This is a genomic window from Nocardia sp. NPDC087230, assembly GCF_044744725.1.
Taxonomy (GTDB): domain Bacteria; phylum Actinomycetota; class Actinomycetes; order Mycobacteriales; family Mycobacteriaceae; genus Nocardia; species Nocardia canadensis.
The window spans coordinates 31,134-55,833 of sequence record NZ_JBIUYV010000018.1; the positions used below are offsets into that span (position 1 = coordinate 31,134).

Consider the following 24,700-nt stretch of genomic DNA (forward strand, 5'->3'; position numbering starts at 1 on the left):
GATTTCACCACCGACTCGCCGGAGTACCCTCCCATGGAAGCCCTTCGGCATTCGGTCAGCAATTCCGGTCTCGATACGTCGGACAACTGGGCAGGTACGCATATTCAGCTGCCGCGAAACATGTTTCGCGCCTCCGTCCGATAGATTGCGGAGATTCGAATCCGGGCGATCATCGGAGGACCGTGCAACAGGTCGCAGTGGCGATCGGCGCCGCCGGGTGATCGCCGTGCCTGCGGCGTTCGCCCGCAACTACCTCGACGGCCCGGGGCGGGTCTGGCTCGCGGAACTGCCGGGCACGGTCGCCGAGCTTCTCGGCCGATGGTCGTGCACCCCCGACGGGCCGACGATGCACGGCGAAGTGGGCATCGTGGTGCCGGTCCGGCATCGGGAGCTGACCCCCGCGGTCATCAAGGTCTCGTACCCGCACCCCGGTATCCGCCACGAACCCGACGCCTTCACCGCGTGGCAGGGTCGCGGGGCGGTCCGGCTCCACGAACGCGACGACGGCCGGTACGCGATGCTGCTCGAGCGCGCGGGCGCCACCCTGGCGACCGTCACCGATCCGGAGCGGGCCGTCACGATCCAGGGCGCGCTCACCCGCAGGCTGGCCGTCGAAGCGCCCGCCGGCCTCCCCCGGCTCGCCGATCAGGCGGTGGACTGGGAACGCGATATCCGCGCCACCGCATCGGCGCTCGGCGAACCACTGCCCCGCCGGGTGATCGACGCGGCCCTCGCCACGCTCCGCGAACTCGGCCCCGACCAGCCGAACCTGCTCGTCCACGGCGACCTGCACGATGCCAATGTGCTGGCGTCCGAGCGGGAACCCTGGCTGGCGATCGACCCCAAGTGCATGGTCGGCGATCCCGCCTGCGATGCCCTCAACGTGATCCGCAGCCCCCGGTTCGATCGCGACCTCCGCGCGGCGCACCCGAAGGCGAGAATCCTGCGCCTGCTCGACATCTACTGCGACGCAGCCGAGATCGACCCGGCCCGCGCACGTCGCTGGACACAGGCCGGCGCGGTGCGGGAGGCGCTGTGGGGCCGCGTCCACGGCGATCCCGAGTGGCTGGTCTTCGCAACCGATCAGCTCGCCACCGCCCTGACGTGAAGCCCGGCGAGACAGATCGGCCCTCGATGTCTCGGGGAGTCGACATCGAGGGCCGCCGCGAGCGGATCTACCCGGGTCAGTAGGTGTACAGATCCCAGCCGCCGATGACCTCGACGCACTCCCACTGCGCGCCACCGGTGCTCGGCGAGGCGCCGTCGGCGGCGCAGGCTTCGTAGGTGGCGTAGTTGCCGACGAAGCCACTCAGCATCGGCGCGGGCGCGGCCGAGGCCAGGCCCGCGCCGGCCACGGAGGCGGCGGCGATCACGGTGGCGGCGATCACGGACTTGATGGTCATGGTGTTCCTTTCGTCCCGACCCGGTCGTCTCCGGGCCGGGACCAGAGAACCAAAGCGCGCGTGAGGATTTCATGAGCAGCGACGATGAGCTTTTCGTGATGCCGCGATGACGCGGCGCCCCTCGGGGCTTGCCTTACGCTCGCTTCTCGTGCGTGTGCTGGTGGTGGAGGACGACGAGGGTCTGGGCCGGGAGATCGCGACGGGGCTGCGGGCCGCCGGTTTCGCGGTCGACCTGGCGCTGCTGCTCGTCGACGCCGATGTCGACATCTCGGTGAACAGCTACGACGTGCTCGTGCTCGACCGCGGCATGCCCGACGGTGACGGCCTGCTGTTGCTGGCGGCCCTGCGCTCGCGCGGGTGCCGGATACCCGCGCTGGTTCTGACCGCGCGCGACGGCCTGTCCGACCGCATCGCCGGCTTCGAGCACGGTGCCGACGACTATCTGAGCAAGCCCTTCGCGCTCGCCGAACTGGCCGCGCGGGTGCGGGCGCTGTGCCGCCGCCGCGACCAGCCGCTGCCCGCCCTGCTCCGGCTGGGCGATATCGAGATCGATCTGCCGCGGCGCCGGGTCCAGCGGGCCGGCATCCTGCGCTCGCTGACGCCCAAGGAGTTCGCGGTGCTGGAAATGCTGGCGACGCGGGCGGGCTCGGTGGTGTCGCGCTCGGACCTGATCGAGGCGTGCTGGGACGAGATGGCCGAACCGAATTCGAACGTGGTCGACGCGGTGATGGCCGGTTTGCGCCGCAAACTCGGACCGCCCCCGGTGATCGACACCGTGCGCGGCGCGGGCTTCGTCCTCGGTGGCGCCGCGTGCGTGTCCTGATCCCCACCTCCGACGCCCGTCCCGCGGTGGCCCGGCTGCGCCGTACCCGTGTGCAGCTCACCGTGCTCATCACCGCGATCACCACGCTGTGCCTGATCGTGCTCGGGCTGGTGGCCGCGGTGATCGATGCGAGGTCCCGTGACCAAGCCCTCGACAGCGCCCTCGACCGGGTCCTGACCGGGCTGGGGCCACGGATCTACCTCGACGACGACGATGCGGTCGACACCTCCGAGCTACCGAGCGATCAGCTCGTCGGCGGTGAGATCGCCATTCTGGTGCTGACGCCGGACGGCACCGGCGGCTGGACCGTGCACTACGGCCATCTGCGTTCCCACATGCCCGCCGAGTCCGGAATCGCGGCCACCGCCGATGCCGCGACGCGCGCGCCCGGCGACACGGTCTACCGGGATTCGATCGACAGCGCCGGGCGTCGGGTTCGCCTGGCGGCGGCCGTGTTCGGCTGGGCGGACTCCGATCGCGAAGCCGTGCTGATCACCGGTGCCGACCCCGACGGCTGGGATCGGGGGCGGGCACTGCTGCTGTGGGCGCTGATCGTCGGCGGTGCGGTGATGGTGGCGGCCTCGGCGGTCGGCGGGCATCTGCTCTCGGGTCGGAGCATGCGCCAGGCGCTGGTGCTGCTCGACGATCAGGAACGCTTCCTGTCCGACGCCGCGCACGAACTGCGCACCCCGCTGGCCACCCACCGGCTGGTGACCGCGCCGGGGCGGCGCACCCCGGCCGAGGCCGAGCAGGTGCTCGCCGATGTGCACGCGCTCGGCGCCAAGATGGAGCGGGTGGTGACCGGCCTGCTCGCCCGAGCCCGCATGCGGTCCGGGGTCACCACGATGGAGCGGGTGCAACTGCTGCTCGACCAGCTCACCGAGTCGGTCGTCGACGAATTCGACAATCCGCGCCTGATCCTGCACCCGAATCCGACCGTGGTGGTGGGTGATCCGCACCTGCTCGGGCTCGCGATCCGGAATCTGATCGAGAACGCGCTCACCCACGGTGCGGTCGATCCGCGGGCGCCGGTGGAGATCTACGTCGGCGAGGGCCGGGTCTGCGTCCGCGACCACGGCACCGGTCTGGGGCCGCGGCTGTCGTCGAACCCTTTCGATCGCGGCGTCACCGCGGGCCGGGGCAGCGGCATCGGCCTGGCGTTGGTGGCCTGGATCGCCGAACTGCACGGCGGCACCGCCACCATCGAACCGGTGGCGGGTGGCGGAACCCTCGCGACGCTGGTCCTACCGCCGCCCAGCGCGACGCTCTGACGGCTCCGCGGTCGCGGCCGAGTGTCACCGGGGCGCGCTAGGTTCGACACCGCACACCCATCGCCACCGGAGAGGGTTTCGATGACACCGCTGGTCCGCGTTCAGAACTTCTCGATCTCCCGCGACGGCTACGGCGCGGGTGCGGGGCAGAGCCTCGAGCACCCGTTCGGCCACGCCGACCCCGCCGACTTCATGTCCTGGGCGGGTGCCACCGCGCACTGGGTCAATCGGACCGACCCCGGCGGCACCTATGGCCTCGACGACTACATCATCCGCGATTACGCGATCAATATCGGCGCCGAGATCATGGGGCGCAACAAGTTCGGTCCGCAGCGCGGCCCGTGGGAGAACCAGGACTGGCAGGGCTGGTGGGGCGACGAACCGCCGTTCCACACCCCGGTCTTCGTGCTGACCCACCATCCTCGACCGTCGTTCACCCTGTCCGACACCACGTTCCACTTCGTCGACGCGTCGCCGAAGGACGCCCTCGCACAGGCCATGGCGGCCGCCGACGGCAAGGACGTCCGGATCGGGGGCGGAGTCGCGACCATCCGGGCGTTCCTCGAGGCCGATCTGATCGACACCATGCACGTGGTCGTCGCCCCGGTCGAACTCGGTCGTGGAGAACGATTCTGGACCGGCCCCGAGGAGTACACCGGCCGCTTCCACCTCGAGCGGGTGCCGAGTCCGAGCGGAGTGGTGCACCACTTCTTCTGGCGGCGCTGACCCCCTGCGACATATTCCTGTACTGGTATCAGCGATTTCGCGGCTATCGGCCACCCACGGTGACGGCCCGGGTCGCCGTGTCGGCGATCTGCTCGTCGGTCAGCCCGCTGTGCTGGATCAGCGCGTGGGAGAGCACGATGCGCACCACGACCTCGGCCGCCGCCGCCGGCGGCAGGGCCAGGCCCTCGCCCGACCGCGCGGCGACGATCGGCGCGGCGAGCGCGGCGACCGTCTCGACCAGATTCAGTTCGGCGTCGCCCTGCTGGATGGCGACGCCGAGCAGCCAGGCGGGCTCGTGGGTCCGGAGGTAGCGGAATGCCGGATGCTGTCGCAGGTAGGCCAGTGCGAACAGGGTGGCCGAGCGCACGACCTCGGGCAGCGGCGCGAACAGATCGATCGCGCCGTAGGCCGCCGCGACCATCGCCGCGACCTCGCTGCGCCCGACCGCCGCCACGAGCCCGTCCTTGTCACCGAACTCCCGATAGGCGGTCGCGCGCGAGACCCCGGCCCGTTCGGCGACCGCGAGCAGGGTCAGCGAATCGAGTCCGCTCTCGGCGATCAGCTCGAGTGCCGCCACGCGCAGCGCGTCCGATGATCTGGTCGTGGAAGCCATGCCTCTTTCTACACCGACGGTTGCCACGCCTCATCGACTGAGACTAATCTTCATTTGAGTCTCAGTTCGTGACGGCGACGACGCCGGTGTTCGCTGAGATCTGACAACGGAGTCGGAGGACAGATGAACCCCAGGACAGACATCGGGCGGGGCCGACGCGGCCATGCCGTGGTGTTGGGAGCGAGCATGGCCGGGCTGTTGACCGCCCGGATCCTGAGCGAGGCCTTCGACAGCGTCACCGTGCTCGAACGCGACGATCTGTCGGCACCCGGCGATCGGCGGGGCGTCCCGCAGGGCAGGCATGTGCACGCACTGCTCGCCCGGGGCAAGCAGAACATCGAAAGCCTGTTTCCCGGCATCACCGCGGAACTGCTCGCCGACGGCGCGGTCGAGTGCCGGTCGCTGAGCGAGATGCGGATGACCATCTCCGGGCACACCCTGCGTCGGTCCGACAGCGGATACTCGCTGCTCCAGGCCAGTCGGCCGTTCCTGGAACGGCGGGTGCGCCGCCGCGTGCGCGCGCTGCCGAACGTCGAGATCCGGGACCGCACGACCGTTCACGGGCTGATCGCCGACGCGGCGAACACGCGTGTCACCGGAGTCGACGCCGAGGACGGCGGCGGTCGCCGCGCGCTCGGCGCCGACCTGGTGGTGAGCTGCCTCGGCCGCCACGGCCCGATCGACGACTGGCTCGCCGAGCTGGGCTATCAGCGGCCCGCCGAGGAGGGCCTGCGGATCGACATGATGTATGCCAGCCGGTATCTGCGGCTGCCCGCGGGGGCGATCGGCGGCGACAAGGAAATCGTGATCGCGGGCCGGGATCCCGCCCGCGGACTCGCCTTGTTCGCGATCGAGGACGGTCTGCACCTCCTCACGCTGATCGGCTACGGCGGGGACCATCCGCCGACCGACGCCGACGGGTTCTGGCGTTTCGCCGCCTCGGTCGCGCCGCCGGACGTGCGTCGCGCGCTGGTGGACGCGCAACCCCTCGGCGAGGTCAGCACCTACCGTTACCTGGCCAATCTGCGTCGCCGCTATGAGCATCTGCGCCGGTTCCCGGACGGCCTGCTCGTGCTGGGCGACGCGGTGTGCAGCTTCAGCCCCGCGTTCGGTCAGGGCATGACGGTGTCCTCGCTGCAGGCGCTGGAACTGCGCCGAGTGCTCGCCGCGGGCGACCACGCGCTGGCCGCCCGTTTCTTCCGCGCCGCGGCCGCCGCCGTCGACGATGCCTGGATGATCACCCGCCTGTTCGACCTGGCCATGCCGCACGTGGACGCACAGGGCGAACCCCGACTGCGCGCCATCGGTTCGCTGGCGCAGGTCGCCGTCGCCATCGGAGCCCGCGATGCGACAGTGGGACAACGCATCTCACGCATAGCGGGTCTGCTGGACCGCCCGTCGGCCGTGTTCGCGCCGAGCGTCCTGCTCGGAGCGGCCGGGGCCACCGTCGGACTGGGGATCGACTGGCTGCGATCCGCCCGAGCCACCGCCGAACCGCGGCCTCGGCCGAGTGCCTTCGATCCGCTGCCGACCGGGCCCGCGCGGGGCTTCCATCTGCTCCCGGTCGCCTCGGTGCGCCGGGACACGCCGGACAGCACCCTCATCGAATTCTCGGTCCCCGATCACCTGGCGAACCGGTACTCCTACCTCGCCGGGCAGCACGTCGTGATCCGCGGCCTCCAGCACGGCCGACCGGTACGCCGCAGCTATTCCCTGTGCGATGCGCCCGGCGACGGGCGGTTACGTATCGCGGTCAAACACCAGGACGGCGGGGCCTTTTCGGACTTCGCCCGCGAACATCTCACCGTGGGCACCCCGCTCCACGTCTCGGAGCCGACCGGAACATTCACCGCCACACCGTGTCCCGATCGGGCCGACCACTACGCGGCCGTCGCGGCGGGCAGCGGCATCACCCCCGTCGTCTCGATCATCGCGTCGGTGCTCGCCCACGAGCCCGGGAGCCGGGTCACGCTGCACTACGGCAGCCGCGACCGAACCAGCACCATGCTGGCCGACGCGTTGACCGCGTTGAGCACCCGTTTCCCGGAGCGGTTGCGCATCGTCCACCACCTGTCCCGCCAACACCCGCCGACCGGTGCCGGGAACGTCCGCTATCGGCACGGTCGCATCGACGCGGCGGCGCTCGCTGCCGTCGACGCCGATCACTGGTTCGTCTGCGGGCCCGCCGAACTCACCCGCTCGACCGTGTCGGCGCTGTCCGAGCGTGGGATCGCCGCCGACCGGGTGCACGTGGAGATGTTCGCGACATCCTCACCGGAACCCGCTGCGGCCCAGGCGCCTACACCGCCCTGCGAGGTGACGCTCACCGGCCACGGGGACGATCTGGTGTTCACCATGCCGCAGGGCCGCCCGATTCTCGGCGACGCCGTCCGGTATCGCGACGACCTTCCCTATTCCTGTCTCGGCGGCTCCTGCGGCACCTGCCTGGCCTCGGTGCGCTCGGGCAGGGTCGTGATGGATCACGATCCCCTGCTGGCGATCAGCGCCGCCGACCTCGCCGCGGGCAAGGTGCTGGCCTGCCGGGCCCATGCCGAAGACGACGCGGTCACCCTCCGGTTCGGCGGCTGACGGCGATCAGCGCGGCGCCACCGCACGGTAGACCGACAGGAGGCGGTCCAGATGACGGGATTGGCGTGGCTCGTCCCCGTGCGCGGCCACTACCCGCCGCATCGCCTCCAGGCGCGTGCGGTCCCCGGCGAGGGCGGTCAGCACCTCGGCGAACGCGGCCGCGGTCGGATCGGCTGCGCGCACGCCGCCGCCCGCGGGCACGGTCTCGGACAGTTCGGGATCGCAGTACACGATCGGCAGTCCCATCGCGACGGCTTCCAGCAGCACCATGCCCTGGGTGTCGCAATCGGAGGTGAGCAGCAGGACGTCGTGCGTGCGCATGGCGGCCAGGCAGGCGGCCTGGTCCACCTCACCGTGCAGACGCACCCGCTCCCCCACCGCCCCCCTCGCCGCACCGACCCGGTCGGCGAGGGGGCCGCTACCGTAGACATCGAGCGTGCAGTGTTCGGCCAGACCGACCGCCGCGATCGCCGCGAGGGGGCGCTTCTCGGCCGACAGCCGTCCACACCACAGGGCCCGCAGCGGCGCCGCGGGGTCGGCCGCCGGCGAATCGGCACGGCGGAGGCGGTCGAGCATCGCGTCGTCGATGCCGTTGGACACCACCTGGATCGGGCGGTCGACGCCACGGGCGGCCAGCCTGCGGGCGAAGTGGTCGGTCGGCACCACCACCCGATCGGCCGCCTGCGCCTGGGCGAGCAGAGGACGCCAGGCCAGGCGCGTGGTCCGGCTGTCGCCGTCGTGGCGCGGTGTGCCGCGCAGAGGCACGAACCAGCCGTGCACCAGTCGCATGCTCAGTGCGGCGAGATACGGTGACGGCGAGTACTTCTCGATCATCGCGTCGTCGCGGCTCTGCATGCTCTGCACGACCGGGAGACCGTGCCTGCGGGCGGCGCGCACGCCGGCGATGCCGACACCGTAGGTGGTCAGCGCGTGGACGACGTCGATCGGCCCGCGCGCGGCGAACGCCGCGTCGAGCAGACGCCGGTTGGCCCGGGTCGGCAGGACCACGGGCAGACCGTTGTTCATCGACAGCGGCACCGTGCGCAGCAGCACCGTGTCGTCGTCGGGGTGCCCGGAACCCGGTGCGGGCGCGGTGAAGACGGTCACCCGGTGACCGAGACCGCGCAGCCCGTCGCACAGTGCGCGCTGGGCGGTCTGCACACCGCCGAGGGTGTCCGGGTGGAAGTCGGTGAAGATCGCGACGTGCACGCGCTCGCCCGGCTCAGGCCGTCGCCGCGACGGCGAGCCGTTCCACCGCGTCCGCGGCCGCCCCGACACCGTTCTCGGCGGCGACCAGGCGCCCGAGTTCGGCCGCCCGGTCGCGGGCTTCGGGTGTCAGCGTGCGCACCAGGGCGTCGTGGAGCCGGTCCGCGGTGAGCGCGGGATACGGGAAGTCCGCGCCGATGCCGAGCTCGGCGATCCGCCAGCCGTAGAAGAACTGGTCGCTGTGCACCCCGATGACCACCGCGGGTAGACCGGCGCGCAGCACATCATGGGTGTTGCCGCTGCCGCCGTGGTGGACGACGGCTCGGCAGCGCGGTAGCACCCGGTCGTAGTCGAAGGAGTCCAGTACGAACAGGTTCCGGTCATAGCCGATTCCGCGTGGGTACCCCTCGCCCTTGACCGTCACCAGGGCGCGGACGCCGAGACGACGGCACACCTCGGCGATCAGATCACAGCTGCCGACGGGGTCCAGGATCGGCATGCCGGTCAGGCAGAAGTAGACCGGGGGCTCACCCTCGTCGAGCCACGCGGTCAGGACCGGGTCTAGGTCGGCTTCCCCCCAGGCGCCGCGCAGCCGGGGCGGCAGGATCGGCGCGCCGACGACGGTCGAACGCTCGGGCCAGTCCGCGGGCTTGGGCAGCAGCACGGGACTGACCATGTGCACCAGGGGAATCCGGTCTTCGCGCATGCGGCGGAACGGATTGCGCGGCGCGCCCGGCAGTTCCATCAGTTCCCTGACCCGCCGGTCCACCCGCCGATAGGCCACCCCGTAGGCGAACTCGAACCCCGCGTAGCTGGCCAGCCGTAACCACCGCGACGCGAACATCTTCTTGACCATGAACGACGACGGGAATTCGCGCGTCCGCTCGAGCGGGTACGGCAGACAGCCGACCACCCGCTGGCCGGTCTTCTCGCCGCGCTCCATCGCCCACGGCAGCGTGGAGGCGCACGACACGATCACCTCGGCGCCCTCGCACGCCTCGGTGAGCACCTGGTGCATCCGCTCACCGCGCTCGCCCGCCATGATCTCGACCGTGTCGAGCATGATGCGCACGAACGGCAGCGTCTTGCCCGAGGACAAGGCCCGTTTGGCTGCGGGCGATTCCAGCAGTTCGGCGGAATTGAACGGGATGACGTGCGGGGTGAAGCCCGACCGCCGCACCACGTCGGCGTAGTTCTCGGTGGCGGTGATCGTCACCGCGTGGCCGCGTGCGGCGAATTCGTCGGCCAGGGCGAGATAGGGCTGGTGATCGCCCCGGGTTCCCGCTGTCAGCAAGGCGATACGCATACTCTCGACTTCCGTTCGTGATCTGTTGTTACCGTCTGCTCGTGACCGAAGTTTCGCGCCCCGCGCTCCGTCTCGGCATTCTCGGCGCCGCCGCCATCGCCCCCGCGGCGATCGTGGGTCCGGCCGAGCGCAATCCGGAGGTCGCCGTCACGGCGGTGGCCGCCCGCGATCGCGCCCGGGCGGTGCGGTTCGCCGGCAAGCACCGGATCGCGCGCGTCTACGGCGACTATCAGGAACTGGTGGAGGCTCCCGAGATCGACGCCGTCTACATTCCGCTGCCGAACGGTCTGCACGGTCGCTGGACCCGCGCCGCGGTGGCGGCGGGCAAGCACGTGCTGTGCGAGAAGCCGTTCACCGCCAACGCCGACGAGGCCCGCGAGATCGCCGCGCTGGCACGGGATTCCGGTCGCGTGGTGATGGAGGCGTTCCACTATCGCTATCACCCGCTGATCCGGGCCGCCGAGGACATCGTCGCCTCGGGCGAACTCGGCACGCTGCGACGGGTGGAGACCGCGCTGTCGTTCCCGCTGCCGAAGTTCTCCGACATCCGCTACGACTACGACCTCGCCGGCGGCGCGCTGATGGACGCGGGCTGCTACGCCGTGCACATGGCCCGCGTCCTCGGTGGCCCGGACCCCGAGGTCGTCGACGCGCGGGCCAAGCTGCACGACGACCCCCGGATCGACCGGGCGATGACGGCCGAACTGCGGTTCCCGGCCGGGCACACCGGGCGCATCAGCTGCTCGATGTGGTCCTCGGACGTGCTGCGCATCAGCGCGACGGTCGTCGGCGACCGCGGCCGGATGCGCCTGCTCAACCCGGTGCTGCCGCACTACGGACACCTGCTCCTGGTCCGCTCCGACCAGGGCAGGCGCGTGCGCCGCTTCCCGCACCGCCCGTCCTACGACTACCAACTCGACGCCTTCGCCGACGCGGTCTTGCGCGGGACGCCGGTGGCCACCACCGCGGACGACGCGATCACCACCATGTCCGTCCTCGATGCCATCTACCGCTGCGCCGGGCTGCCACTACGCCTGCCCAGCTGAGCGCTCGTCGAGGAAATCGACGATGTGCCCGAACACGTCCAGTGCCGCGCCACGGCCGATGAACGTGTCCAGGTGCCCGTACGACGGGATCTCGGTGTAGCGCACATCGAGCCCGGGATTGCGCACCGCCAGTACCTCGTGACAGAGCCGGTTGGAATCGAGCCAGGCCGCGTTGCGGCTGCCCGCCAGCAGCAGCACCGGGCAGTCGATGCGGTCGGCGTGGTCGAGCGCGTTCTCGGGCAGTGCCCGGTAGCGGTCGTCGGACAGGTTCCAGCGCACGACCGCGTGGGCCAGTTCCATCTGCCGCAGGTGCGGCAGCACCGACAGCGGAATCGCGCCGAACAGCTCGGCCAGCCGGTCGTGGGTACGCGGGTCGAGGTGATCGTGCGCGAACAACTCGGCGCCCATTCCCCAGCCATGGTGGACCATCCGGCAGGTCGGATCGGGACAGTCCCCCTTGCGTGAGAGGGCCGCGTAGAGCAGGGTGCGCCGCGACCACAGCCCGACCTTGCGGAAGTCGGATTCGAGGTGGCCGACGCGGGAGCCGAGCAGTTCGCTGCCGACCAGCACCCGGACCCGGGTCGATGCGCTCACCTTCGGGGTGAGGAAGACACCCTGCGCGACGACACCGGCCAATCCGGGCAGCAGGCCGGCGGTCAGGCTCTGCGCCAGCGCCAGCGCGCCGACGCAGTGCGCCACCGCGAACAGCGGTCGATCGCCGATGTGATCCCGGATCCGGGCGACCGCGGCGGGCAGGTCGTAGAGCGCGACATCGTCGAGGGTGTACGGCGGGCCGGAGACGTTGTAGGGCAGGCGGCTGCTGCCGCGCCAGTCGAGCAGCCACGACTGGTAGCCCGCGTCGGCGAGAACGTCGGCGAGATTGCGGATCTCGGTCAGCGCGAACATCTCCGAGGACACCCCGTGGCCGTGCACCAGCAGCACCGCGGGCGCGCCGTCGGGGCCGACGCGGCGCAATCGCAGGTCCAGGCCGTCGGCGGTGCGGACCGTGATCGTCTCGGGTTCGGTGGTCACCGGGGACTCGGTCATCGGCGGCGCTCCTTCCGCAGGGCGCGTCGCAGGTCGAGCAGGTCGATGCCGACGCGCAGCATGGGCTCCACAACGCTCTTGCCGAGCTGCCCGCCGAACCAGCTCAGCCACAGCAGCTTCGCCAGCCGCCGTTGCCGTTCGGGCAGTCGCGGGTCGATCTCGATGCCGTCGATCTGGTCGGGCAGGTAGGTGTGCATCGGCACGGCGACCTCGCCGGTGTAGGCGCCGGGTTCGCCGATGCGGCCTATCTCGACGACCTGGATGCCGAGCTGACGGACGAATCGGCGCCGGGCGGCGGCGAACTTGTAGCCGGTCCACCACCAGGTGCTGCCCGCCGCGTCACGCAGGGTCAAGTCGTACCGCATGATCGGGTGCCGCAGGTCGTCGGCCAGCGGGATCCCATCGTGCGGGCGGACCGTGGCGGTGCCCTCGATGCGCAGCGGTTCGGCGTGCAGGGCGGGGCAGGTGAGCTCGCCGGTGACGTCGAGCGTGCGCGCCGCGAAGACCTGCGCGCTGTCGGCCACCGACAGTGTCAGCCGCAGGTCGCACGGAAACGGCGCCGATTCGCCTGTGCGGGTGACGGTTCCACTGAGCGTCTCGCAGAAGCGCAGGTAGGGGTGCTCGCTGTCCGGGGCCATGGCCGCCATGGCGGTGAGCATCCGGGCGCGCGCCGGGCCCGCGGCGGCGGGTGCGGGCAATCCGTGGGCGGCGACGAAAGCCGCGGTCCGGGTCGCGGTCGCGGGCGGGGTGTTCACCATGGCCGCCAGCTGACGCCGGGCCACGGGGCTGCCCAACACCTGGGCCAGTGGCGCCAGTTCCGCCACACCCTCGTCCTCGACCGCGCGCACCACGTCCGCGCACCACTGCGCCCAGTCCTGCACGCGCACACCCAGGCCGCCCAGCGTGGTCTCGGCCATGATCTGGTCGAGCGAGGTGGGCGGACCGGTGAGATGGTAGGTCTGACCCCACGCGTCCGGGGTGAGCACGATCTGCGCGGCGACGCGGCTGACCCAGTCCACCGGCGCCGCGTTCAGGTACCGGAAGCCGGGCACGGTCCGCAAGCGCAGCAGGGCCGCGGTGATTCCGGTGTTGAGGTCGCGGGGATTGTGGGCACCGGTCTCGGGATGACCGCCGATTCCGCCCGGACGCAGCACGGTCACCGTCAGCCCGTGCTCGCCCGCCCGCCGCAGCAGCGCCTCGGCCGCCCACTTCGACCGGTCGTAGCCGATGGGCAGCGCGGCGACATTCGCGGTGGGCGCGTCCTCGGCCAGCGTCGTGGCGGTCGCGCCGTTGAACACCGCCAGCGACGAGATGTGGTGCACCGGTTTGGACCGCGTGGTGCAGGCCAGCTCGGCCAGGGTGAGCGGACCGTGGACGTTCGTGCCGCGCAGCGACGGATAGCCGCGCAGGAAGTCGACCGCGGCGCCCGCGTTGACGATCGCGTCGACCTCGGCGGCCAGCGATTCCCAGCGCGCGTCGGTCAGGCCGAGCCGGGACGCGCGCAGGTCCCCGGCCAGTGGGGTGACCCGGCGCAGGATCTCCCGCGACCACGGCAGGGCGTAGCGCCGCAGCGCGTGTTCGAGCCGCTGCGTCGCGTCCGCATCGTCGTCGGCCCGGACCAGGCACACGACATGGGCGCCGCTGTGCCGCAACAGGTCCAGCAGCAGGTGACTGCCGAGGAATCCGGTCGCGCCGGTCAGCAGGATCCGGCGCGGGACCACCCGCTCCGGCGCGGCGACCACCGGAAGGCGATCGGCCCCGGCCAGATCCGCGAAAAGCAGGGCCAGGTCATCGGTGTCGGGGATGTCCGGGGATGTGGGCGGCGCCACCTTCGACGGTGCGACGGATTCGGTGGCTGTCGCGGTCCGGTCGGCTGTTTCGGCCAGCCACCGCTGGGCCAGCCGACGCGGTCGCGCATCGAAGAACACCGTGTCCAGGTCGAGATGGACATCCAGCTCGCGCGCCAAGGCCGCGACCAGTTCGACGGCCGCGATGGATGTGCCGCCCGCGTCGAAGAAGTCGGTATCGACGCCGACCGGCGAATCGGCGAAACGGGCGGCCAGGGCGGCGATCGCGAGGGCCAACTCGTCGGCGTCGGTGCCGGTCACCAGGGCACTGCGCCCCGAAGCGATCCCCTCCGGTGTCTCGCGGCCGGTCGACCCCGAGGCACCGGACCCCGTCGCGCCGACGCTACTGCCGGACCCCGCTATGCCGGGCTCGGTCACCCCGCTACCGCTGGACTTCGCAGCGCCAGGCTCGGTCCCGTGCCCACCGCCGGACTCCGCAACGCCCTGCTCCGCCGCGCCACTACCGCCCGACTCCGCGATACCGGGCACGGGACCACTGCCCGACTCGGCGGTCTGAGGGCGGCCGGTCGCCACCCCGGCACCATTGCGGACGCCGACACGAGCCAGCAGTGCGGCGACATCCATTCCCGCGGCGCCACTGTCGATCGACTCGCCGCGGGCGCGGCGGTCGACGGCGGGATTGCGGGGACCGGTCACTGCGTCCTGACTCGTCATTCGGGCACCTCTCCGGCGGGCACCGGGGTGTGCCAGGAACGGAACGCGCGCAACCGTTCCGGTGTCGTCGACACCTTCTGCGCGTCGTCGTGGATGTCGTGCCCGTGCAGGCGCGCGGCCAGGCGGCGGGCGGGGGTGTTGCGGGCGGTGTTGTCGACCGTCATGCGGACAGTCGCACAGCCCAGCGCCTCGGCCCGGTCGGCGACCCAATGCAGCAGCCGCTCCTCCACACCGCGACCCAGGGCCCGGCAGCTGAGCTGCCAGCCGGTGACGCGCAGACTGTCACCGTCCACGCGCAGCGCGAGCACGGAGATCAAGCCGTAGTCACCGAACCGGTCGCGCGCGGTGGCGGTCCACACCTCACCCTCGGTGCGCCAGCGATCCAGGTCGTCGACGGTGACGGCGGCGAGGGTGAACTGGGTGGTCCGGCGCACGAGCTGGTGGGCCCGGGGGGCGGAGTCGTCGGTGAGCGCCTCGATGTTCACCACCAGGTCGAGCTCGTCGAGGAACTGCTCGAACTCGACCCCCGCGCGCGCGATGTCGCGGGCGGACTCCTGACGGTAGAACTCGGCCCGGCTCCGGTCCTCGGCGGTCGTGGCGAGCGGAACGAGTGGCCACAGGCGGGTGAGCAACGACGGGAGTTCGTCGGCGGGCGGGCAGGTCACGGCGAGGACTTCCGGGAGTTCGGCGCGCATCCGCGCGATCTCCACGGGGTTGTCGTCGAGATAGCAGAAGGTGTCCAGCCCCAGTCGCAGCGAGTCGGCGACGGCGGCCAAGCGCCCCGGCTTGGCGTCCCATCCCGTCGAGACCACGGCGAAATCCGCAGGGCGCAACGGACTGTCCGGACGCTCGAGGATCGCGCGGACGATGTCGTCGTCGTTGTTGGTCACCAGCACCAGCAGGGTGCCCGCGTCGCGCCAGTGCCGCAGCCTGGCGGCCAAGGCCAGCCGAGGCGCATCGAAACGCACTCCCGCGGCACCGCTTTCGCCTGCCGTTCCGCTCCACAGCGTGTCGTCGCCGTCGACGGCGATCACCTTCGGCGCGGGTTCGCCTACTGCCGTAACGGTCGCGGCCAGGGTCAGCGCCACCGCGGCCTGGAACTCCGGCGTGAACGGCAGGTGCGCGAGGATCTCGGTGCGCTCGTCGAAGGGTGCCTCGACCGCGTGGAATCGACTCCAGTCCGAAGGCTCGAGCAGTGCGACGCCGGGCGCCCCCCGCAGCCGTTCGGTGACATCACGCTCCCAGCCCGAGAACCGCGGAGCGGGCCGAGACGAGGGCAGGATGCCGACGATGATCGGCCGACGCGTCCGCGCGACGACATCGGTGATCGCCGCCGGGAACGCGGTGGCCAACTCGTGCAGCACATCGTCGCCGAGATCGCCGAAACGTTCCAGGTCCGTGGCACGGACCAGCACGATGCCGATCTCGGTCGACGGCTGCGCGAACACGCCCGACGGGTCACGCAGACACGACAGCACCTGGTGATAGGGCGCCTCGGCGACGGTGAGCGCCGTGTCCGCGGCGGCCGCGAGCAGTTCGGGCAGCCGCCCCAGCGCGAAGGTCGCGCCGAGCGCGACCCGCGGACCGGACTCCGACTGCGGCCCGGCACTTTCCGTCCCGGCGGGCGCGCCGGGATCGGCGACCGCCGCAGCGACGACATCGAGGTAGTACCTGCCGAACTCGGCACAGGTCGGCGCGTCGATGATGTCGGTGTTGTAGGTGAACCACACCTGATCGGTATCCGGCAGCACCGCGATCATCAGATCGAGATCCGAGAAGCCGGTGCTCACCGGGACGATCTCCGCGGTGGCCACCGCGGAGTTGGCGCGCAGATAGTTGAAGTAGACCTCGACCATCGGTGCGTTGTCCCGGTACAGCCCTTCCCCGGCCAGGGCGGCCAGCACCTCGGCGAAGCCGGCGCCCGGCGCGAGGAGGGTGCGGAGCCGGTCGGCGGTGCGGCGCAGGACATCGGCGACGCGATCGCCGTCGGCCACCTCCGCCGGGAACGGCACGGGCACCCCGAAATATCCGACCGCGTCGGTCGCGTCCGCGTGCATACGAGTGTCGACCGGCACCGCGAGCGCGAACCGCTCGACCTGTTGCCGCCGTGCCAGGGCGACGGTCAGCGCGCCGAGGAACAGCGCGGCCGGGGTGATCCCGAGCTCGCGTGCCCGATCGGCCACCCGGTCGTGCAGTCCGTCCGGCAGGTCCAGGGCCACAGCTCCGGCGCCGTAGGTGCGCTCGGTCGGTCGGGGCCGGGCGAGCGTCAGCTCGAGTCGCCGCGCCCCGGCGAAGGCGGCGCCCCAGCGGGCCACGGCGGTGTCGTCGCGTCGGCTCGGCTGTGCGGTGAGCAGCTGGTGCAGGTCCCGGTTGGTGACGGTGTCGTCGAGCGGGACACCGGACAGCTCGGTCGCGAGTTCGCCCGCGACCAGCAGCATCGACTGCACATCGCTCATGCCGTGGTGCGCGCCGAACAGCAGCACCTGACCGGCCGATCCGGCGTCGAGCAGTTCGAAACGCCACAGCGGGCCGGTCGCCGGATCGAACGGCAGCGCCATCAGGGCGCGGAAGTGTTGTTCGACGACGGCGTCCTCGAGTCGTTCCAGCACGCGCCACCCCACCGACAGCTCGGCCTCGCGACGGATGGCCAGCTCGCGGCCGTGGGCCTCGCTGGGCCGGATGGTGGTACGCAAGGCGGCATGGCGCCGGGCGAGCCTGCCGACAGCGGACTCCAGCTGCGCCCGGGTGACCGGTACCGGCACCCGGACGGCGACGCCACCGGTCTGCGCGGCGCTCGGAATGCCGAGCTGTTCGGTGCGCAGCAGCCGCATCATGTCCCGGGTCACCGGCAGCACCTCGACCTCGGGGACCTCGACCGCCACGGCGGCGGTGCCGTCGCCGTGGCGACGGCCGACTTCGTCCACGAGATACCCCGCGAGATCGGTCAGGCTCTGCTCGGCGAGGATCGTGCCCAGGGGCACCGCGATTCCGGTGTGCTCGCGCACCTTGTTCCGCAGTTCCACCGCCATCAGCGAATCCAGGCCGAGGCTCTGGAACGACGTCGCGACCTCGACCGTCTCGGTGCCGCTGTGGCCGAGGACTTCGCCCGTCCACCCGGCCAGCGCGGCCGTGGCGGTGGCGATCGCTTCGGCGCGGGGGGCGGTGCGCAGTTCGTCGGCGAAACGCGAGCTCACCGCCGCGTCGATGGTCGCGCGCTCGGCCACGGCACGGCGGGGCGCCCGCCGGACCAGCCCGTGCAGCAACGGAGGGACCGCCGCCGACCCGCGAAGCACGGCGGTGTCCAGCAGCAGCGGTACCAGTAGCGAATCACCCTGTGCGAGTGCGGCATCGAAACACGCCATCCCGTCGGGGACGGCGAACGCGCGGACACCGGCGCGGGCGATGCGCGCGATATCGGCACGAGCCAGGTGGTCGTGCATGTCGACTTCCCAAGCGCCCCAGGCCAGGGCCTGCGCGGGAAGACCGAGCGAGCGGCGATGCGCGGCGAGCGCGTCGAGATAGGCGTTGGCAGCCGCGTAGTTGGCCTGGCCCGGGGTGCCGAACAGGCCGCCCGCCGCGGAGAACAGGACGAACATCGACAGCGGACGATCCGCGGTGAGCTCGTGCAGATGATGCGCCGCGTCGACTTTCGGGCGTAGGACCGCGGCCAGCCGCTCCGGGGTGAGCGAGCCGATCGTGGCGTCGTCGAGAACGCATGCCGCGTGCACGACACCGGCCAGTGGCAGCCCGTCGAGCAGATCGGCCAGCGCGGACCGGTCGGTGATGTCAGCGGCGGCGAACCGCACCCGCGCACCCCGCTGCTCGAGGTCGGCCCGCAGCTGCCCCCCGCCGGGGCCGTCGAGGCCGCGGCGGCTGACCAGGACCAGGTTCCGTGCACCGTAGGCGTCGACCAGGTGGCGCGCGAGCGCCGAGCCGAGGCGGCCCGGCGCACCGGTGATCAGCACCGCGCCGTCGTCCAGGGCGATCCGGCGTGGCGGCGTGGTCTCGGCGACCTCCGACAGCCGGGTCAGCCTCGGCACGAACGCGCGACCGTCGCGCACGAGGAGCTGCTGCTCGCCGGTGGTCAGCAGCGCCGGGTAGTCGAGGCCGGGGTCGGTCGAGTCGACCAGGACGATCCGGCCGGGGTTCTCCGACTGGGCCGAACGCACCAGGCCCCACACGACCGCACCGGCGGGGTCCGGGCTGATCGAGGACGCGGGCAGCGCCGAGGAATCGCTCCGGGCGAGCTCCGGCGGATTCTCGGCCACCGCGCCGCGCGTGCGCACCACGAGGGTGGATCGCTCGAAACGGTGGTCGCCGAGGAAGGTCTGGAGCTGAGCCAGCACCTGCCGGGCAGTGGCGTGCACCGCGCTGGGTGATCGCCCTTCGGGAACGCCGAGCACGACCGTCGCGCCGGGGGCGGGCCACTCGACCACCTCCGACGACCCCGCCGCGGTCGGCAGGACCACCGGCGTCCAGGTCAGGCGGTACAGCCGACGCAGTGCCGCCGCCGGTGACGCCCCCTGCCACCGGGTGATGTCGACCGGACGCGACAGCAGCGACCCCACCGACACGACCGGACGGCCGGTCCGATCCGTCGCCGTCAGCGTGACCGCGTCCGGTCCGGACCGGGTGAGCCGCACCCGCAGCGCGGTCGCGCCGGTCGCCGACAGCACGACATCCGACCAGACGAACGGCAGCAGCGCGTGCTCGCCGTCGCTCGCGAACAGCGCGGTGGCGTGCAGGGCGGCGTCGAGCAGGGCGGGGTGGATGCCGAAGGCGGCCGCGTCGTCGTGTGCCTGCTCGGGCAGTTCGACGTCGACGAACAGGTCGTCGTCGCCTCGCCAGGCGGCACGCATCGCCCGGAACACCGGCCCGTACCGATGACCTCGGGCGAACAGCCGATCGTAGAGTTCGCCGACATCGACGGACTCCGCACCGGTCGGAGGCCAGACCGACGAATCCAGCTGTGCCGGTGCGACTCCCGGTTCCTCGGCGAGCAGCCCGTCGGCGTGCACTGTCCACTGCGCGTCCGGATCGTGCTCGTCGCGGGCGTAGACGCGCACGGTGCGCCGGTGCTCGGCGTCGGCGCCACCGACGACCACCTGGATCTGCACGGCGGCGCGCTCGGGGACCAGCAGCGGGGCCCGCAACACCAGTTCCCGCACGACCGGGCAGTCCACCTCGTCACCGGCGCGGATCGCCCATTCGACCAGTGCCGCGCCGGGCACCAGAACGGCGGAGGGTCCCGCGTGATCGGCGACCCAGGGATGCCGGGCCCGGGACAGTCGTCCGGTGAGGGTGACCCCACCCGACTCCGGGTGCGCGACCACGGCGCCGAGCAGCGGATGCGTGATGTCGTCGAGCCCGCTCGCGCCCGTGGCGTGGTGGCCGCTGTCGGTCCAGAATCGCCGCTCGTCGAACGCGTAGGTGGGCAGGTCGATCCGGCCGGGGCCGGGGGCCAGCCTGGTCCAGTCCAGATCGTGGCCGGCCGCGTACAGCACCGCCTGCGATCGGGCCAGCGCTTTCGGCCCGTCCTGATCCCGTACCAGCGAACCGACGGCGATCACGTCGCGCCCGAGCTCCTCCGACACCGTGCGCACGGCGGCCGTCAACGACGGATGCGCGCCGAGTTCCACGAAGTAGCGGAAGCCGTCGCCGACCATCCGCTCGACGGTGGCCGCGAAGCGCACGGTCTCGCGAGCGTTGCGGTACCAGTAGTCCGGTCCCGTCGGCGCGGTCGTCACCGGTTCGCCGGTCACCGTCGAATACCACGGGGTGGTGGGCACGTGCGCGGTCGTCTCGGCCAACTGCGTGGTCAGGTCCGAACGGATCTCCTCGATGATCCGGCAGTGCCCGGCGAGACCGGGACCCGAGGCGCCGAGCCGGGTGTAGATACCCGCGCCGTCGAGTTCGGCGAGCAGTTCGGCCACGGCGGCCTGCTCACCGGCGACGATGGTCGAGCGCCGGATATTGACCGCCGCGATCGACACCCGGCCGTCGTAGGCGAGCAGCCGCGCGGCGACCTCGGCCTCGGGCAGGCCGATCATCGCCATGGCCGCGGGCTCGTCGATGGCCTGCATCAGGCGGCTGCGGGTGACGACGATCCGCGCGGCATCGTCGAGAGCCAGCACGCCCGCGCAATACGCGGCCGCGATCTCGCCCTGGCTGTGCCCGAGCACGGCATCCGGGACGACGCCCGCCGCCCGCCAGGTGGCGGCCAGCGCGGCCATGGTCGCGAACAGCAGTGGCTGGACGACAGGGAAATCGACGAGGTCGGCGGGGGTCGAGGTGGCCAGCCGGTCGGTCAGCGACCAGCCGAGATGCGCACCGAACGCCTTGTCGCACAGGTCGAATTCCGTGCGGAACGCCACCGAGGCCGCCAGCATGTCCAGGGCCATGCCGACCCACTGCATGCCCTGCCCGGGGAAGACGAAGGCGGTCTTGGCGGTGGTCAGCACCGGCCCGTCGCCCACCACCACATTCGCCGAAGCCCGCCTCTCGACCAGGTCGCGCAGCGCGCCGACCATCTCGTCCCGATCAGTGGCCACCAGGACGGCGCGGCGCTCGAACTGCGTGCGTTCTGTGGTCAGCGCACGCGACACGGCCCACGGTTCGGCACCGGGATCGGCCAGCACGAACTCCAACAGCCGCTCGGCCTGCCCGTGCAGTGATCGTTCGCTGCGCGCCGAGATCGGCAGCAGCGCCACCGACGTCGCCGGGCCGGATTCCGCGGGTGCGGGGACCGGCGCGGGTTCCTCGAGAATCAGGTGCGCGTTCGTGCCGCTCAACCCGAAGGCGCTCACTCCGGCCCGGCGCGGCCGGTCGCCGCGTCGCCACGGCGCCGTCTGTCCGTGGACGGCGACCCCGCTGCGCTCCCAATCGACATGGGGCGAGGGCACATCCACGTTCACGGTGGCCGGAATGCGCTCGTGTTCGAGCGCGAGCACCAACTTGATGACACCGGCCACGCCCGCCGCGGCCTGGGTGTGACCGAGGTTCGACTTCAGCGACCCGACCCCCAGCGGCCGCCCCGGATCACGCCCGGGTCCGTACACCCGTGCCAGGGCCCGAGCCTCGATCGGATCGCCCAGCGCGGTCCCCGTACCGTGCGCCTCCACATAGTCGATGTCGTGCGGCGCCAGCCCCGACGCGCGCAACGCCGCGCGCAGGACCTGTTCCTGCGCAGCGCCATTGGGCGCGCTCAGCCCCTGACTGCGGCCGTCCTGGTTGACCGCGGACCCCCGCACGACCGCCAGCACCCGATCACCGTCGCGGCGCGCGTCGCTCAGCCGCTTCAGCAGGACCATGCCCGCGCCTTCGGCCCACACGGTTCCGTCGGCGTCGGCCGAGAACGGCGCGCACCGGCCGGTCGGCGACAGCACACCCAACCGGCACAGCTCGATATGGGCGACCGGTGACATGAGCAGGGTGGCGCCGCCCGCCAGGGCGAGATCGCACTCCCCCGCTCGCAGCGCCTGCATCGCCAGGTGCATCGCCACGATCGAGGACGAGCACGCCGTGTCCAGGGTGACGGCCGGACCGTGCAACCCCAGCGTGTAGGAGATCCGCCCCGAGGCGACGCTGGGCGAAAGCCCCGTCCCCACTTGACCGTTCAGCTGTTCGGGCGCGGGATCGGCCAGATACCCGGTGCTGTACACACCCAGGTACACGCCGGTGGCGCTGCCGTGCAGGGTCCGGGGATCACGCCCCGACCGCTCGATGGCCTCCCAGGCCAGCTGCAGCATCATCCGCTGCTGCGGGTCCATGACCGCCGCTTCGCGCGGGCCGATGCCGAAGAACGCGGCGTCGAAGCGGTCGATCCCGTCGACGTACCCACCACGGAACGTATACGCCGTGCCGGTCGCGGAGGTGTCCGGGTTGTACAGGCCGTCGATGTCCCAGCGGCCCGGCGGCACCTCGCCCAGCCCGTCGGCCTCGCTGTCGAGCAGCCGCCACAGCGCCTCGGGGGAATCGGCGGCGCCCGGGAACCGGCAGGACATGGCGATGATCGCGATCCCGTCGTCGTCGCTGTCCTCGCTCGCCGCCGCGTCGACTACCGGGGACGGCGCGGGCGCGTCCTGCGTCGGTGCCGTCAGCACGGTGGCGACACCGTCGATCGTGGGATGGTCGAAGAACAGATTGGTGTCGATGAAGCGGCCGGCGAAGTCCGACAGGTCCACCACCAGCTCCACCAGATCGGCCGAGCCCAAACCGAATTCGACGAGCGGGCGGTGCACGTCGATCCGCTCGGGGTCCAGCAGCGCCTGCCGGGCGATCGCGGTCACGAGCCAGTCCCGCACCGCTTCCGCCGACAGTGCCGACGCGGGTTCGGCGGCCACGGGCGCGCCGGCGACCGGCTCGCCGTCGGCACACTCCCCTTCCGGTGAGCGCCCAGGTCCCGCCAGCAGCGTGAGCAATTCGCCGGACAGATAGGCCGACCGGCACGCCGAGCGCTGGATCTTCCCGCTGCTGGTCTTGAAGATCGTGCCCGAACGGATCAACAGCACCGCGGCCACCGTGAGCCCGTGCTCGGTCGCCACCGCGGCCCGCACGGCGCCTTCGATCGCGGACAGTTCGGCGGGATCGGTCTCGCGCACCTCCGCCACGACCACCGGCTGCTCGCCGTCGAGATCGACGGCGAAGGCCGCCACGCACCCCGCGCGCACCCCGCGGTGCGCCGCCTCGACGGTGACCTCGATGTCCTGCGGATAGTGGTTGCGCCCATCCACGATCACCAGATCCTTGCGCCTGCCCGTGACGAAAAGCTCACCGGCGGAGAGAAATCCCAGATCGCCGGTACGCAAGAACTTCTCGTCGCGTCCGGGTAGCGCGGCCCCGAAGACCTCGGCGGTGGCCGCCGCGTCCCGGAAGTAGCCCGCCGAGACGCTGCCGCCCGCCACCCAGATCTCGCCTTCCTCCCCCTCGCCGCGCTCGGTTCCGCGCTCCGGATCGACGACGGCCACCGAGATTCCCGGCACCGCGCTCCCGACGCCGACGAGTTCACCACCGCGCGTAGGACTTCCGGTGATGGGCACGATCGTCGGCGCGGCGGTGGTGGCCGGCGCGGTGACGATCAGGGTGGCCTCGGCCAGGCCGTAGACCGGCTGCTGGGCCGTCGCGCGGAATCCGGCGCGCGCGAAAGTATCGGCGAAGCGGCGTACAGTGCCCGCCCGCACGGGTTCGGAGCCGTTGAACGCGACCCGCCACGAGCTCAGGTCCAGGTCGTCGAGCTGCTCGGGCGCGATCCGGCGCAGGCACAGCTCGTAGGCGAAATTCGGTCCGCCGCTGGTGTGCGCGCGATAGGTGGAGATCGCGCGCAGCCACCGTTGCGGCCGCTGCAAGAAGTGCAGCGGCGACATCAGCACCGAATGCGCCCCGCGATACACCGTGTGCAGTAGCGGCGCGATGAGTCCCATGTCGTGGTACATCGGCAGCCAGCTGGCGAACAGCGCGCCGTCGTGGTCGGCGATCCGGTCGTGCCCGAGTCCGGCGGTCAGCGCCGCCTGGTTGTGCAGCAGGTTGGCGTGGGTGAGCACCACGCCGCGTGGCGCGCTGGTCGAGCCGGAGGTGTATTGCAGGAACGCCACCGAGTCGGGTCGCAGCTCGGGTTCGCGCCAGCGCAGGGCGGCCGCGCTGGGCAGGTCGTCGGTCGACAGCCACGGCACCCCGGCCAATTCCGGGATCTCCACGCCCAGCGCCGCCGCGTCCGCGAGGATCCGGCGCGGCGCCAGAACGATGTCGACCTCGGCGTGGGCGACCATCCGCCGCAAGCGCCGCAGCGACCGGTTCTCCCACTCCGGCAGCGGCGCGGGCACCGCCACCACACCGGCGGCCAGACAACCGAAGAACGCCTCGGCGAACTCGGGCCCGGCCGGGTAGAGCAGCAGCGCGCGCCGCGGCGCGCGATCCTGCAGGACCGCTCCGATGGCGCGTGCTCGCCGCCCCAGTTCGGCATAGGACAATTCGCGCACGACACCATCGACGTCACCATTGTCCAAGAACCGATACACCACCTCGGCCGGTCGATTCTCGACCTGGGCGAACAATGTGTCGACGAAAGTGTTGAGCACGAACTACTTCCTCTGACCGTGGAACCCACTGACTGCGCCCACAATAGCGGCCGCGCGAGCGTGCAGCGGGAGTCG

General features: G+C 71.7%; 13 protein-coding genes. 6 read left to right on the plus strand and 7 right to left on the minus strand.

The features are described from left to right. Window positions 1-217 precede the first annotated feature (217 nt). Window positions 218-1,108, plus strand: coding sequence for an aminoglycoside phosphotransferase family protein (locus ACIO52_RS31670; protein WP_402648998.1), 891 nt, complete (start codon window positions 218-220; stop codon window positions 1,106-1,108). A gap of 76 nt (window positions 1,109-1,184) precedes the next feature. Here the strand turns inward: ACIO52_RS31670 and ACIO52_RS31675 are convergent, their stop codons facing one another. After that, complete coding sequence (locus ACIO52_RS31675) at window positions 1,185-1,403, minus strand: hypothetical protein (RefSeq protein ID WP_218717821.1); 219 nt, start codon at window positions 1,401-1,403, stop codon at window positions 1,185-1,187. Between the two features lie 148 nt (window positions 1,404-1,551). Here ACIO52_RS31675 and ACIO52_RS31680 point away from each other — a divergent pair, with 148 nt between their 5' ends. From ACIO52_RS31680 to ACIO52_RS31690, 3 genes are all read left to right on the plus strand, one after another. Continuing rightward, window positions 1,552-2,226, plus strand: coding sequence for a winged helix-turn-helix domain-containing protein (locus ACIO52_RS31680; protein WP_402649002.1), 675 nt, complete (start codon window positions 1,552-1,554; stop codon window positions 2,224-2,226). Beyond that, a complete protein-coding gene (locus tag ACIO52_RS31685; protein WP_402649005.1) occupies window positions 2,214-3,497 on the plus strand; it encodes a sensor histidine kinase in 1,284 nt (427 codons plus the stop codon). Before ACIO52_RS31680 ends, ACIO52_RS31685 begins: the two co-directional genes overlap by 13 nt. 81 nt (window positions 3,498-3,578) lie before the next feature. Then, complete coding sequence (locus ACIO52_RS31690) at window positions 3,579-4,223, plus strand: dihydrofolate reductase family protein (protein ID WP_402649008.1); 645 nt, start codon at window positions 3,579-3,581, stop codon at window positions 4,221-4,223. Between the two features lie 43 nt (window positions 4,224-4,266). Here the strand turns inward: ACIO52_RS31690 and ACIO52_RS31695 are convergent, their stop codons facing one another. Beyond that, window positions 4,267-4,836 carry a helix-turn-helix domain-containing protein gene (locus ACIO52_RS31695; RefSeq protein ID WP_402649010.1) on the minus strand — a complete coding sequence of 190 codons (570 nt, stop codon included), beginning with the start codon at window positions 4,834-4,836 and terminating at the stop codon, window positions 4,267-4,269. A 123-nt stretch (window positions 4,837-4,959) separates the two neighbouring features. On the opposite strand from ACIO52_RS31695, the gene ACIO52_RS31700 reads away from it, so the two are divergent. Beyond that, on the plus strand, window positions 4,960-7,425 hold the full coding sequence (locus ACIO52_RS31700) for an FAD-dependent monooxygenase (RefSeq protein ID WP_402649013.1): 2,466 nt from the start codon (window positions 4,960-4,962) through the stop codon (window positions 7,423-7,425). 6 nt (window positions 7,426-7,431) lie between these two features. Here the strand turns inward: ACIO52_RS31700 and ACIO52_RS31705 are convergent, their stop codons facing one another. Beyond that, window positions 7,432-8,634 (minus strand): glycosyltransferase, encoded by a 1,203-nt coding sequence (locus ACIO52_RS31705; protein WP_218717815.1) that lies wholly within the window; start codon window positions 8,632-8,634, stop codon window positions 7,432-7,434. 13 nt (window positions 8,635-8,647) lie between these two features. Next, window positions 8,648-9,937 (minus strand): glycosyltransferase, encoded by a 1,290-nt coding sequence (locus ACIO52_RS31710; RefSeq protein ID WP_218717814.1) that lies wholly within the window; start codon window positions 9,935-9,937, stop codon window positions 8,648-8,650. A 41-nt stretch (window positions 9,938-9,978) separates the two neighbouring features. Between ACIO52_RS31710 and ACIO52_RS31715 the strand changes: the two genes are divergently transcribed. Further along, window positions 9,979-10,983 (plus strand): Gfo/Idh/MocA family protein, encoded by a 1,005-nt coding sequence (locus tag ACIO52_RS31715; protein ID WP_218717813.1) that lies wholly within the window; start codon window positions 9,979-9,981, stop codon window positions 10,981-10,983. Here ACIO52_RS31715 and ACIO52_RS31720 read toward each other — a convergent pair. From ACIO52_RS31720 to ACIO52_RS31730, 3 genes are read right to left on the minus strand one after another with little or no spacing between them, the layout of a single operon-like run. Further along, window positions 10,966-12,030 carry an alpha/beta fold hydrolase gene (locus tag ACIO52_RS31720; RefSeq protein WP_402649018.1) on the minus strand — a complete coding sequence of 355 codons (1,065 nt, stop codon included), beginning with the start codon at window positions 12,028-12,030 and terminating at the stop codon, window positions 10,966-10,968. The genes ACIO52_RS31715 and ACIO52_RS31720 overlap by 18 nt on opposite strands. Continuing rightward, window positions 12,027-14,552, minus strand: a complete 2,526-nt coding sequence (locus ACIO52_RS31725) for a thioester reductase domain-containing protein (protein ID WP_402649021.1) — start codon at window positions 14,550-14,552, stop codon at window positions 12,027-12,029. Before ACIO52_RS31725 ends, ACIO52_RS31720 begins: the two co-directional genes overlap by 4 nt. Then, a complete protein-coding gene (locus tag ACIO52_RS31730; protein ID WP_402649024.1) occupies window positions 14,549-24,625 on the minus strand; it encodes an HAD-IIIC family phosphatase in 10,077 nt (3,358 codons plus the stop codon). The genes ACIO52_RS31725 and ACIO52_RS31730 overlap by 4 nt, the downstream gene beginning before the upstream one ends. Window positions 24,626-24,700 lie beyond the last annotated feature (75 nt).

Excerpts from the sequence above, each read along its gene's own strand:
- ACIO52_RS31675 (WP_218717821.1), bottom strand. The coding sequence starts at position 1,403 with ATGACCATCAAGTCCGTGATCGCCGCCACCGTGATCGCCGCCGCCTCC.
- ACIO52_RS31690 (WP_402649008.1), top strand. The coding sequence starts at position 3,579 with ATGACACCGCTGGTCCGCGTTCAGAACTTCTCGATCTCCCGCGACGGC.
- ACIO52_RS31695 (WP_402649010.1), bottom strand. The coding sequence starts at position 4,836 with ATGGCTTCCACGACCAGATCATCGGACGCGCTGCGCGTGGCGGCACTC.
- ACIO52_RS31700 (WP_402649013.1), top strand. The coding sequence starts at position 4,960 with ATGAACCCCAGGACAGACATCGGGCGGGGCCGACGCGGCCATGCCGTG.
- ACIO52_RS31710 (WP_218717814.1), bottom strand. The coding sequence starts at position 9,937 with ATGCGTATCGCCTTGCTGACAGCGGGAACCCGGGGCGATCACCAGCCC.
- ACIO52_RS31720 (WP_402649018.1), bottom strand. The coding sequence starts at position 12,030 with ATGACCGAGTCCCCGGTGACCACCGAACCCGAGACGATCACGGTCCGC.
- ACIO52_RS31725 (WP_402649021.1), bottom strand. The coding sequence starts at position 14,552 with ATGACGAGTCAGGACGCAGTGACCGGTCCCCGCAATCCCGCCGTCGAC.